Raw genomic sequence first — 12,234 nt, 5'->3', positions numbered from 1 at the left:
GCGGCCTGTCGCGCGGCGGGCGGCGCCGCGCCCGAGCATGGCGCCGGCCGGGGACGCGCGATCCGTTTCGAAGAAAGCGGAACAGACACTGTGGCGCCCATATCGTCTGGCGACCCGCCGGCTTTGCCGCGCGCGCTCGATCCCATGCCGCATTCGGCGTCGGGCCGAGCCGCCGTCTTCGAATCCGCCGCACAGACGGAGCCGCACCGATGAGCGGCGCGCGAATCGTCCATATCGTCGACGATGATCCGGCCGTCCGCGACTCCTTGAGGCTGCTGCTGAGAACCGAAGACATGGAGGCGCGCGCCCATGCCTGCGTGCGTGATTTTCTCGCCGCCGTCGCGCCGGACGAGACGGGTTGCGTCATCACCGACGTCCGCATGCCGGAGGCGAGCGGGTTCGACCTGATGGAGGAAATGAAGACGCGGCGCCTCGGCCTGCCCGTCATCGTGATCACCGCCCATGCCGATGTGCCGCTGGCGGTCCGGGCGATGAAGGCGGGCGCGATCGATCTTCTGGAGAAGCCGTTCGGCGACGAGGCGCTGATCGGCGCCGTCCGCAAGGCGCTGGCCCGCCACCGCGGCGAGACTCCCGATGCGATCGCGATCCGCGAGCGCATCGCGACGCTGACCGCACGGGAGAAGGAGGTGCTCGACGGCATTCTCGGCGGCCGCTCGAACAAGATCATCGCGCATGAGCTCGGCACGAGCGTCCGCACCGTTGAGGCGCATCGCGCTCATCTGATGGCGAAGATGCGCGCCGGCAGTCTCTCCGATCTCGTCCGCATGTCGCTGCTCGCCCGGCGCTCCCGACTTTGCTGAGCGCGCCGCCGGACCTCGGCGAGGCGCGCCGCGTCCTGTGCGCGGTCTTCGGTCACGAGGAGTTCCGCCCTGGTCAGGAGCAGGTCCTCGCCCGGGTGCTGGCCGGCGGCGATGCGCTCGCGGTCATGCCCACCGGCGCGGGCAAATCCCTGCTCTATCAGCTGCCCGCGGCGATGGGGCGCGCGCCGGTCGTCGTCGTGTCGCCGCTGATCTCGCTGATGCGCGACCAGTTGCGCGCGCTCGCATCCGCCACGGCCGCTGTAGCCCTGCATTCGGGACAGACCGAGGCGGAGCACGCCCAGGCGATCGCCGCCATCGCCGGCGGGCGCGCCAAGCTCGTCTACGCCGCGCCCGAACGGCTGGCGCAGGAGACGACGATCGCGCTGCTGCGCGAGGCGCGGGTGAAGCTGCTCGCGGTGGACGAAGCGCATTGCGTCTCGCATTGGGGCCACGAGTTCCGGCCCGACTATGCGCGGCTCGGCGAGATCGCCGCACGGCTCGGCGCGCCGCCGATCCTCGCCGTCACCGCGACGGCGGGGCCGGCGACACGCGCCGACATCGTCGAAAAACTCTTCGCCCGCGCGCCGGAGATTTTCGTCTCCTCCTTCGCGCGCCCCAATCTGCGCCTCGCTTTCGAACGGCGGCGCGACCCGCTGCGCCGGATCGTGAGCTTCCTGCGCCGGCGGGAGGGGGCGAGCGGGATCGTCTATTGCGCCTCGCGCCGCAAGACGGAGGAGACGGCGGAGCGTCTGCGGCGGTTCGGCTTCGACGCTCTGCCCTATCACGCCGGCCTCGACGCCGGCGCCCGCGGCGCGCATCAGGACGCCTTCTTCGCGCGCGAAGGCGTGACCATGGTCGCGACCATCGCTTTCGGCATGGGCGTCGACAAGACGGACGTGCGCCATGTCGTCCATGCCGATCTGCCCGGCTCGATCGAGGGCTATTATCAGGAGATCGGCCGCGCCGGCCGCGACGGACTGCCGGCCGATGCGCTCGCCCTGTTCGATCTGCGGGAGCTCGCCGCGCGCTGGAGCGTCTCGCCGACGACGGAGGACGGCTTCGCCGAGGCCGGCGCGCTCCGCCGCCGTGCGATGGCGCGGCTCTGCCTCACGCCGTCCTGCCGTTTTCGGACGCTGCTGCGGGACTTCGGCGAGGAGAGCGAGGGCTGCGGCCTGTGCGATAATTGCAGGGGCGGGCTGCTGTCGCTGCCGCGGCGCGCCGGTCTCGTCTGGCTCGGACTGCGCGTCGCCGCACTCGCCCGTGTCGCGCGCGCCGAGGATTTGGGACCAGAGGAGCCCGCGGACGCCACGGAGCCCGCCAGCGTCGCGCTCGAGCGGCGAGACGGGGCCGAGACGCCCTTGCGGGTCGCCGACGAGACGCTGCTGCGCGCTTTGCGGAGCCTGCGCCTCGATATCGCGCGGCGTTGCGGGCTCCCTCCGCGCCGCGTCGCCTCCGACGCGCAGCTGCGCCGAATGGCGTCCGCGCGTCCGCGCAGCCTCGGCGAGCCGCCCTTCGCCGCCGAGGCCGGCGAGATCGTGGAGGCGGAGTCCTTCCTTCGCCTCCTGCGTGCGCACGAGGCGAGGGACTAAACGCGGCTCTCGTCAGAGCGATCAGCACTCGCCCGACGACGCTGCTACTATATTGTTTTATTTACACTATCAAGGCATGTGCCTTGCATGTTCGAGGATTGCGCGACTATCATCGCTCGCCGGCCGGAAAGGAGACGACGCCATGGCCTCACGCGATTTTCGCAAAATGCTCGAGGGATACGGCTTGACGACGGCCAATATCTATTACCGTCTGCCGGATCATCCGGCGATCGTGCAGTCCTATGTCTGGCAGGACTATGATCTGCAGCCGCATTTCCCGCAGCTGCGCAAGTTCCTGGCCTTTTGGGAGAAGAGCCTCGACGGAAGGCTCCATTCCGTTCATGTCGCGCACAGCGGACTGATCCGGGCCGCGGAGTTCTCGCTCGTCGACAAGGAGTTTCATCTCCACTGACGATCATGTGACTACAAGTGGATCGAGCGCTTGGCGACGCCGAGCGCCGCCTCCTTGATCGCCTCCGACAGCGTCGGATGCGCATGGCAGGTGCGCCCGAGATCCTCGGCGGCGCCGGAGAACTCCATCAGCGCGCAGGCTTCGGCGATCATCTCGCCGGCGTCGGAGCCGAGAATATGCACGCCGATCACGCGATCCGTCGCCGCATCGGCGAGCACTTTGACGAAGCCTTCCGTCTGCCGGTTGGCGCGCGCGCGGCCATTGGCCGAGAAGGGAAACTTGCCGACGTTATAGGCGCGGCCGGCGGTCTTGGCCTCCTCCTCGGTCACGCCGACCCAGGCGACCTCGGGCATCGTATAGACGACCGAGGGAATGACGCCATAATTCACATGCCCCGCCTGGCCCGCGAGCATCTCCGCGACGGCGACGCCCTCCTCCTCGGCCTTATGCGCGAGCATCGCGCCGCGCACGACGTCGCCGATCGCATAAACGCCCGGCACATTGGTGCGGAAATGATCGTCGATGACGACGCGCCCGCGTTCGGTCGCGACTCCGGCCTCCTCGAGGCCGAGGCCGGCGGTGTAGGGAATGCGTCCCGTCGCGATCAGTGCGGCGTCGCATCTGATCGGCGTTCCGCCGCCGCCCTTGGTCGAGGCGTAGGAGACGGAGAGCTTGTCGCCGGTCTTCTCGATCTTGGTGACCTTCGAGGCGAGATGGAAGGAGAAGCCCTGCTTCTCGAGGATCTTCTGGAAGCGCGTCGCGATCTCGGAATCGGCGCCGGGCAGGATGCGGTCGAGATATTCGATCACCGTGACCTTCGCGCCGAGCCGGCGCCAGACCGAGCCGAGCTCGAGGCCGATGACGCCGGCGCCGACGACGACGAGATGATCGGGCGCGCGGTCGAGCGCGAGCGCGCCGGTCGACGAGAGGATCGTCTTCTCGTCGACGGCGATTTCCTTGCCGTCGACGTCGCGCAGCGGCGCGACCGCCGAGCCGGTGGCGATGACGATATTCTTCGCTTCCAGCGTTTCGGCCGGCCCCTCCTCCGGCGTGACCTCGACGCGGCCGGTCCCGAGAATCCGGCCGACGCCATGAAAGCTGTCGATCTTGTTCTTCTTGAGCAGGAAGGCGACGCCGCCGACATTGGCGGCGACCGTCTCGTCCTTGTGCTTCATCATCGCCGCGAGATCGAGACGCGGCGGATCGACGATGACGCCGAGCGGCGCGAGCCCATGCGCCGCCTCCTCGAACATGTGCGAGGCGTGCAGCAGCGCCTTGGAGGGAATGCAGCCGACATTGCCGCAAGTGCCGCCATGGGTCGCGCGCTTCTCGACCACCGCGGTCTTCAAGCCGAGCTGCGCGGCGCGGATCGCGCAGACATAGCCGCCGGGTCCTGTGCCGATGACGACGAGATCATATGACATGCCGGAACCTCTTCGCGCTGCGGTCGGTCGGCGCAATGCTTATCACGAAAGCGCTTATCCGTATCCTGTGGCCGAGGCCGAGATTTTTCTATTGCGCCTGCGCAGCGGCGGGAGGGGCCGTCTCACCTGTCCTGCGGCCTCAGACCGACGCGCCGGGCGATGAGCCGGTCGAGCAGGCGCGTCGGCAGGACGCGCGGCAGAACCCAGTCGAGGAGATAATTGGGCACGACGCGGATGCGCGCGGGCGGGCGCGGGTCGCGCAGCGCGCGCAGCACGGCCGCCGCGACGCGATCGGGCGGCGGCCCGTGGCGGCCGTTCTCGACCGCCCATTTCTCGAGCCGCCGCGCCGCAGGGCCGTAGACCGTGCGCTCATAGGCGGAGAAATCGGCCTGCTCCGCCTTGTCCCAGATCGGCGTCGCGACCACGCCCGGCTCGACGACGATCACGTCGACGCCATGGATCATCAGCTCGCGCCGCAGCGCGTCGGAAAAGCCTTCGAGCGCATGTTTGGAGGAGGCATAGGCGCCCAGAAACGGCGCGGCGACCGTGCCGGCGACCGAGCTCATATTGACGATGCGCCCCGGCGGCCCGCGCCGCGGCGTCTCGCTCGCGCCGAGGAGCGGCGCGAAAGCCTGCGTCACGGCGAACTGGCCGATCAGATTGACCTCGATCTGCCGCCGGAATTCCTCGAGCGGCTGATGGAGCAGCGGGGCGGGAAAGGCCGCGCCGGCATTGTTGACGAGGCCGGCGAGCGTCGCGCCGTCGAGGCGCCGCTCGACCTCGCGCGCCGCGCGCGCCACCGCTTCTCCATCGGTCACGTCGAAGAGCAGCGGCGTGAAGCAGCCGGCGCCGAACCGCGCCGCGAGGCGTCGGCTGTCCGTCTCCGCGCGGACGCTTCCGAAGACATGATAGCCCTCGCGCGTCAGCGTCTCGAGCAGCGCATGGCCGATGCCGGTGGAGACGCCGGTGACGACGACGGAGCGCTTCTCGCTCATGCGCGCGCGTCCTGCGCCCCGGCGAGACCGCGCAGCGTCTCGAGGGTGGAGGCGTCGGCGCGGCCGTCGACGAGCCGCGGACGAAAATGCCGCTGGAAGGCGGCGACCACCGCGGCCGTATCGTCGCCGTAACGGCCAGAGAGGGGGGATTTGTAGCCGTAATCGGCGAGCGCCTGTTGCAGGGCCGCGACCTCGGCGCCCTCCGCTCCTTGCTCCAGCGCCGCGCCGCCGACGATCGGCGCGGGCTCGACGAAATGGCCGACGCCGAGCTCGGCCAGCGCGTTCCAGGGGAAGAACTCGCCCGGATCGATCTTGCGGCCGATGGCGATGTCGGAATGGCCGAGCACGCGCATCGGCACGATGGCGTTGCGCGCGCAGATGTCGCGGCAGAGCGTCGCCACCGCCTCGATCTGCCGGTCCGGGAAGGGGCGCGGATCGTCATGGCCGGGATGGACGATCTCGATCCCGATCGAGGCGGAGTTCATATCCTCCTCGCCGGCCCAGAAGCTGCGGCCCGCGTGCCAGGCGCGGCGCGCCTCCGGCACGAGCTGCACTATGGTCCCGTCCTCGTCGATGAAATAATGCGAGGAGACCTGCGATTCTTCGCTCGTCAGCAATCGCAGCGCGCCGGCCGCCGTCGGCATGCCGGTGTAATGCAGAATGAGCGCCGAGATCGGGCGCAGCCGCTCGCCGTGATTGGGCGAGAGACGCAGCTCTGCGACGAAGGGCGAATCGGGAGAGACCATCGGCGTCAGCGGGACCTCGGAGCGGGAGGGCGGCGGAAAAGAATATAAAGAATATATAGCTCGGCCGGCCGCGAGAAGCGCGGCGGACGTGGAGCAGGCGCTTCGAGAGATAGAGGGCGTCGTCATTGGCGTCCCCTTCTCCCGCTCGCGGGAGAAGGGCGGCGAGGCTCACGCGGCGAGCGCCGCCAGCACGCGCGCCCAGGAGCGCGTTCCCTTGTGGAAAGAATCGAAGGCGTATTTCTCATTGGGCGAATGGATGCGGTCATCCTCGAGCGCGAAACCGATCATCAGCGCGTCGAGGCCCAGCTCGTCCTTGAAGGCGCCGACGATCGGGATCGAGCCGCCGCAGCCGACGAGCGCCGCCTCCTTGCCCCACTCTGCGCCCAGAGCCCGCCGCGCCCGCGTCAGCGCCTCGGAGTCGAACGGAAGCTGCAGCGCCGGCGACGCGCCATGGGTGACGAATTCGGCGCGGGCGTCGGCGGGCAGGCGCTCGCGCACGAAGGCGCGGAAGCTCTCGAGGATTTTTTCAGGGTCCTGCCGGCCGACGAGACGGAAGGAGACCTTGGCGCCGGCCTTGGCCGGCAGCACCGTCTTGGCCCCGGGCCCGATATAGCCGCCATAGATTCCGTTCACGTCGCAGGTCGGACGCGACCAGACTTTCTCCATCACGCTGCGGCCGATCTCGCCCGCCGGACGCGACACGCCGAGGCGCTTCAAGAAGGCCCTCTCGTCGAATTCGAGCGCGCGCCATTGGGCGGCGACCTCCTCCGGCAGCTCGGCGACGCCGTCGTAGAAGCCCGGCAATGTGACGCGCCCTTCGGCGTCGTGCAGATCGGCGATGATCTTCGCCACGATATGGATCGGATTGAGGACGGGACCGCCGAACACGCCGGAATGCAGGTCCATCCCGGCGCCGTGGATCACCACTTCCTCCTGCGCGAGGCCCCGCAGCATCGTGGTGATGGCCGGCGTCGCATGATTCCACATGCCGGTGTCGCAGACGAGCGCGAGATCGGCGGCGCCGAGCTCCTCGCGATTGGCGGCGAAGAAGCCGGGCAGCGAGGGCGAGCCCGTCTCCTCCTCGCCCTCGAACAGGAAGACGATGTGGCAGGGCAGCCCGCCATTCGCCTGAAAGGCGCGGCAGGCCTCGAGGAAGGTCATGAGCTGGCCTTTGTCGTCCGAAGCGCCGCGGGCGACGATCTCCTTGCCGTGCTCGCCCTCGGCGAGGCGCGGCTGGAACGGATCGCTCACCCACAGATCGAGCGGGTCCGGCGGCTGCACGTCATAATGACCGTAGAACAGCACATGCGGCGCGTCCGGGCGCTTCGCCTTCGCATGGCCGACGACGATCGGATGGCCGGGCGTGTCGCGCACGCTCGCCTCGAAGCCGAGCTCGCGCAATTGTCCGCAGAGCCAATCGGCGGCGCGGCGGCAATCGGTGGCGAAAGCCGGATCGGTGGAGATGGATTTGATGCGCAGGAAATCGAACAGCCGCTCCGTGGCGGCGGGAAGACTTGCGTCTATCGTCTCTAGAACGCTTTCGGTCGTCATGGTTCGAGGCGCTCCTCTTTAAAAAAATGCGGCGGCGCGCCCGAGAGCGACGGGCGCCGACTCGCAGCTCGAGGATGGAAGCTAGTGCGGAATGCGCGCGGCGGGAAGCACGGCCGCGAGCCGCCCCGGCTGGACGCGGAAGTCGAGGGCTCCGATATTCCCCCGCCGGGCGATCCGCCCGCGCGGCGGGCTGTTCCCGCCGCGCCCGAGGGGAGAACGGCCATGGCGGCGAACACGCGAGAATTGGCCGAACGCGCGTTTCTCGTCGCGAGCCTCGCGCTGATCGCGGCGGCGTTCTGGCTCATGTCCGATGTCGTGCTCATTTTCGTCGGCGCGATGCTCGTCGCCGTGCTGCTCGAGGTGGTCGCCGAGCCGTTCCGCTGGCTGAGGCTGCCGCGCGGCCTCGCCCTGCTCCTCGCGGGACTCCTCATCCTCGGCGTCGTCGCCGGCGTCGGCCGTCTCTTCGGAACGGCGACCGCCGCGCAATTGCAGGAGGTCGTCAATCGCGTGCAGGAGGCGCAGTCCTACCTGACGCATTCGCTGCAATCCTCTGAGCTCGGCCGCATGCTGCTGAGCCGCATGCGCGGCGCCGATCTTCCCGTCACCGAAATCTTCGGACGCCTGTTCAGCGTGAGCGCCAATATCGTCATCGCACTGGTCGTGATGGTGTCCGGCGGCGTCTATCTCGCGGCGCAGCCGTCGCTCTATCGCACGGGGCTGAGCAAATTATTCCCGCGCGAATGGCGGACAGAGGTGGATGAAACGCTCGACGCGGTAGCGCGCGCGCTGCGTTTGTGGCTGCTCGGCCAGATGATCGAGATGGTCGTCATCGGCGTCATGTCCGGCGTCGCCGTCTGGCTCATCGGATTGCCGTCGCCGCTCGCGCTCGGCGCCATCGCGGGCGCGGCGGAATTCGTGCCCTATCTCGGGCCGATCGTCGCGGCCGTGCCCGCCATACTCGTGGCGGTGACGCTCGATCCCGGGGCGGCGCTGTGGACGCTCGTCGCTTATGTCGCCATCCATCAGGCGGAAGGGCAGCTGATCATGCCGCTCATTCAGCGCCAGATGGTGTTCGTCCCTCCCGCGGTCATGCTGCTCAGCATCGTGGCGATCGGCTATGCGTTCGGCGTGACGGGCGCCGTCTTCGCCGCTCCCCTCACCGTCATGCTGTTCGTTCTGGTGAGCAAGCTCTATGTCCGCGACGCGCTCGGCGAGGAGACTTCTCTGCCGGGCGAGCCCTCATAGGGCTTCCGCGGACACGCGCTCCTCGAGCGAGTTCCGGCGCGTAAAATCTCTCACGGCGATAGGCTCGCCCCCGGCCGCGCAGGCGCGTGCTGGGCCGCACATTGTCCTTTTCGAACAAGACTTAGAACGGGGTCATCGACGAGAGCGGCGCTGGGCCGCTCCGAAACCAGAGAAACGGGAGGACCCCATGTTCGCTTCCAAGACCCTTCGCTCCGCTCTGCTCGCGATCCTGCCCTGCGCGTTCGCCGCTCCGGCCTTCGCGGCCTCGCCCGTCACCTATGTCTCGGCGACCGGAGCCGACGCCGGCGCCTGCGCCACCGCCGCCACCGCCTGCCGCACCTTCGCCTACGCCATCGGCCAGACCTCGCCGGGCGGCGACATGAAGGCCATCGACGCCGGAGAGTTCGGACCCTTCCTCGTCAACAAGGCGATCTCCGTCACCGGCGTGCCGGGCGCCAGCGCCGGCCAGAGCGGTCCCTTCGACGTGATCACCGTCACCGCCGCCGTCACCGACGCCGTCAACATCAGCGGCCTCACCATCCAGGGCCTCAACAACACCGGCTTCGTCGGCGTGAAGGTCAATTCCGCAGGCTTCGTGACGATCAAGAACTGCCATCTGCGCAATCTCAAGGGCACGGGCGTCCTCTTCTCCGCCGCCGGCGCCGCCGGCGGCAAGTCGCGCTATCTCATCGAAGACACGACCATCGCCAAGGTCGGCGGCCACGGCATTTTCCTCAGCGCCAACACCAATGTCGCCGACGGCATTATCAGCCGGGTCTCGATCAACGGCGCCACGAGCGCCGGCGTCGCCTCGGAAAAGTTCAGCTATGCCGATGTGACCGACACGGTCGTCGTCAACAGCGGGATGGGCTTCAAGGCCGGCTCCAACGGCTGGATCCAGCTCGCCCGCTCCACCGCCATGGCCAACACGACCGGCCTCCTCATCGATCCCAACGCCTATGCGGTGTTCAGCACCGGCAATAATCTCATCTACCACAACAGCAGCGCCAACATCTCCGGCGGAGCCCCCTCCCTGCTGCCGCTCAAATGACGACGACATCATAGACTAGCGAAGGAGGCCTCGGCGCCCGCGCCGAAGGCCTCCTCGCGTTATCGTTCCTGTGCGCCGCGCCCCTTGGCGCGCCGCCCACGCGCTCCAGATAAGCGGCACGCCACGGAAGGCGGCGACCGCCATGATCCGTCTGGACGAGGTCAGCAAATCCTATGGCGGCGTCCGCGCCGTCGATCGCGTCACGCTGACGATCGCGGCGGGCCGCACGACAGCGTTGATCGGCCCGTCCGGTTCGGGCAAATCCACGCTGCTTTCGCTCATCGTCGGGCTCGAGCAGCCGGAGGCTGGAACCATCGAAGTCGAGAGCCATCTGCTCACGCCGAAATCGGCGCCCGATCTGCGCCGGCTGATGGGCTATGTGATCCAGGACGGCGGCCTGTTCCCCCATCTCACTGCGCGTCGCAACATCGAGCTGATGGCGCGGGAGGGGGGCTGGTCCGCCGACCGCCGCGCGATCCGGCTGGACGAGCTCGGCGCGCTGACACGCCTTTCGGGCGCGGCGCTGGACCGCTATCCGGCCGAGCTCTCCGGCGGCCAGCGCCAGCGCGTCTCCTTGATGCGCGCGCTGATGCTCGATCCCGACATTCTGCTGATGGACGAGCCTCTGGGCGCGCTCGATCCGCTGATCCGCGCCGATCTGCAGGACGATCTCGCCGCGATCTTCGCGCGGCTGCGCAAGACGGTGGTCATCGTCACTCACGATCTTTCCGAAGCGGGCTTCTTCGCCGACGAGATCGTGATGATGAATCACGGCCGCGTCGTGCAGTGCGGCCGCTTCGCCGATTTCGTCGAGCGGCCGGCGGAACCTTTCGTCACGCGTTTCGTGCGCGCCAGCACGCGCCGGGTCGGCGATCTGCCGGGCGCCGCGAGGTCGCCGTGAACGGCGCCTCCGCTCTTCTCGCGGCGCTGACCCTCGCGCTGCTCGGCGCCTGCGCGCGCGAATCGTTCGATGTGCGCGTCGGCTCGAAGCCTTTCATCGAATCGGCGATCGTCGCCGAGATCGCCGCGGATCTCGCTTCGGCCTCCGGCGCGGATGTCGAGCGGCGCCTGGGACTCGGCGGCACACGCCTCTTGTGGAACGCGCTCGTCGCCGGCGAGATCGACGTCTATCCGGAATATACGGGAACGTTGAAGCAGGAGATTCTCGCGGATCGCGACGTCTCGACCGCGGCCCAGATCGAGCGGGCGTTGGCCGAGCATGGGCTCAAGATGAGCCTGCCGCTCGGCTTCGGCAACAGCTATGCGCTCGGCATGCGCCGCGACAGGGTGGAGGCCTTGCGCCTCGCCGCCATCTCCGATCTCGCGCGTCGTCCGGAGCTGACCTTTGGTCTGAGCGAAGAGTTCCTCGCTCGCGCCGACGGATGGCCGGCGCTGCGCTCGGCCTATGGCCTCGACCCCGACACCGTGCGCGGACTCGATCATCACCTCGCCTATAAGGGGCTGATGGACGGCTCGATCGATGTGATGGACCTCTATACGACCGATCCGGAGCTCGCCGACCGGCGCATCCTCGTGCTCGACGACGACCGGCGTTTCTTCGCCGAGAATCGCGCCGTGCTGCTCTATCGCGCCGATCTCGCGCAGCGCGCGCCGAAAGCGCTCGCCGCCATGCTGCGGCTCGAGGGACGGATCGAGACTCCTGCGATGGTCGCGATGAATGTCGCCGTGAAGACAGGGCTGCGCACGGAGCGCGAAGCGGCGGCCAATTTCGTCACGACGCAATTCGCAGTCGTCGTCTCGCCGCCCTCCCGCGGCCTCGCCGAGCGCGTCTGGCGGCGTACGCGCGAGCATCTCTTTCTCGTCTGCGTCTCGCTCACGGCCGCGGCCGTCGTCGCGCTGCCGCTCGGCGTGCTGGCGTCCCGGCGCCCGCGCCTCGGACGCTTCGCGCTCGCGGCGGCGGGCGTCCTGCAGACGATTCCTTCGCTGGCGCTGCTGGTCTTCATGATTCCGCTGCTCGGCCTCGGCGCGGCGCCGGCGATCGCGGCGCTGTTCCTCTACAGCCTGCTGCCGATCCTGCGGAACGTCGCGACCGGCCTCTCGAGCATTCCGGCCTCGATCCGCAATACGGCGATCGCCATTGGCCTCTCGCCCTGGCGCCGGCTGCTGCTGGTCGAGCTGCCCATGGCTTCGCCCGCCATTCTCGCCGGGCTCGAGACAGCGGCGATCATCAACATCGGCACGGCGACGCTCGGCGCTCTGATCGGCGCGGGAGGCTATGGCGAACCGATTTTTACGGGCGTGCGGCTCGACAATTTCGCGCTCATTCTCGAAGGCGCCGTTCCGGCGGCGCTGATGGCGGTCGCCGCGCAGGGCGTGTTCGCTCTGGCGGAAGCGCTGCTCGTGCCGAAGGGGCTGCGGCTGAAGGCAGGCGGGTGAAGC

11 protein-coding genes are annotated in these 12,234 nt (G+C 68.7%); 7 read left to right on the top strand and 4 right to left on the bottom strand.

The annotated features are described in order from the left end of the window. Positions 1 to 209: 209 nt before the first annotated feature. The 3 genes from AC6IW9_RS04360 (at position 210) to AC6IW9_RS04350 (ending at position 2,822) form a co-directional block, all read left to right on the top strand. Positions 210 to 821, top strand: coding sequence for a response regulator transcription factor (locus tag AC6IW9_RS04360; protein ID WP_497769420.1), 612 nt, complete (start codon positions 210 to 212; stop codon positions 819 to 821). After that, entirely contained in the window at positions 815 to 2,410 is a 1,596-nt protein-coding gene (locus AC6IW9_RS04355; protein WP_497769419.1) for a RecQ family ATP-dependent DNA helicase, read from the top strand. Before AC6IW9_RS04360 ends, AC6IW9_RS04355 begins: the two co-directional genes overlap by 7 nt. A gap of 142 nt (positions 2,411 to 2,552) precedes the next feature. Continuing rightward, complete coding sequence (locus AC6IW9_RS04350; protein WP_497769418.1) at positions 2,553 to 2,822, top strand: usg protein; 270 nt, start codon at positions 2,553 to 2,555, stop codon at positions 2,820 to 2,822. An 11-nt stretch (positions 2,823 to 2,833) separates the two neighbouring features. Here AC6IW9_RS04350 and lpdA read toward each other — a convergent pair whose 3' ends face one another. From lpdA to AC6IW9_RS04330, 4 genes are all read right to left on the bottom strand, one after another. Continuing rightward, complete coding sequence (lpdA, locus tag AC6IW9_RS04345) at positions 2,834 to 4,246, bottom strand: dihydrolipoyl dehydrogenase (protein ID WP_497769417.1); 1,413 nt, start codon at positions 4,244 to 4,246, stop codon at positions 2,834 to 2,836. Positions 4,247 to 4,368: 122 nt separating this feature from the next. Beyond that, on the bottom strand, positions 4,369 to 5,241 hold the full coding sequence (locus tag AC6IW9_RS04340) for an SDR family oxidoreductase (protein WP_497769416.1): 873 nt from the start codon (positions 5,239 to 5,241) through the stop codon (positions 4,369 to 4,371). Continuing rightward, a complete protein-coding gene (locus tag AC6IW9_RS04335) occupies positions 5,238 to 5,987 on the bottom strand; it encodes an N-acetylmuramoyl-L-alanine amidase (protein ID WP_497769415.1) in 750 nt (249 codons plus the stop codon). Before AC6IW9_RS04335 ends, AC6IW9_RS04340 begins: the two co-directional genes overlap by 4 nt. Before the next feature lie 168 nt (positions 5,988 to 6,155). Continuing rightward, positions 6,156 to 7,538: a M20/M25/M40 family metallo-hydrolase gene (locus AC6IW9_RS04330; RefSeq protein WP_497769414.1), complete on the bottom strand. Its 1,383-nt coding sequence runs from the start codon at positions 7,536 to 7,538 to the stop codon at positions 6,156 to 6,158. 222 nt (positions 7,539 to 7,760) lie between these two features. Here AC6IW9_RS04330 and AC6IW9_RS04325 point away from each other — a divergent pair, with 222 nt between their 5' ends. The 4 genes from AC6IW9_RS04325 (at position 7,761) to AC6IW9_RS04310 (ending at position 12,231) form a co-directional block, all read left to right on the top strand. After that, entirely contained in the window at positions 7,761 to 8,783 is a 1,023-nt protein-coding gene (locus tag AC6IW9_RS04325; RefSeq protein WP_497769413.1) for an AI-2E family transporter, read from the top strand. A gap of 187 nt (positions 8,784 to 8,970) precedes the next feature. Beyond that, positions 8,971 to 9,834: a right-handed parallel beta-helix repeat-containing protein gene (locus AC6IW9_RS04320; RefSeq protein ID WP_497769412.1), complete on the top strand. Its 864-nt coding sequence runs from the start codon at positions 8,971 to 8,973 to the stop codon at positions 9,832 to 9,834. Between the two features lie 142 nt (positions 9,835 to 9,976). Further along, positions 9,977 to 10,735: an ATP-binding cassette domain-containing protein gene (locus AC6IW9_RS04315; RefSeq protein ID WP_497769411.1), complete on the top strand. Its 759-nt coding sequence runs from the start codon at positions 9,977 to 9,979 to the stop codon at positions 10,733 to 10,735. After that, entirely contained in the window at positions 10,732 to 12,231 is a 1,500-nt protein-coding gene (locus tag AC6IW9_RS04310) for an ABC transporter permease/substrate-binding protein (RefSeq protein ID WP_497769410.1), read from the top strand. The genes AC6IW9_RS04315 and AC6IW9_RS04310 overlap by 4 nt, the downstream gene beginning before the upstream one ends. Positions 12,232 to 12,234 lie beyond the last annotated feature (3 nt).

The organism is Methylosinus sp. shoA, assembly GCF_059718125.1.
Note: the sequence above shows the minus strand (reverse complement) of the source record. Positions and strands in the feature narration are given on the sequence as shown.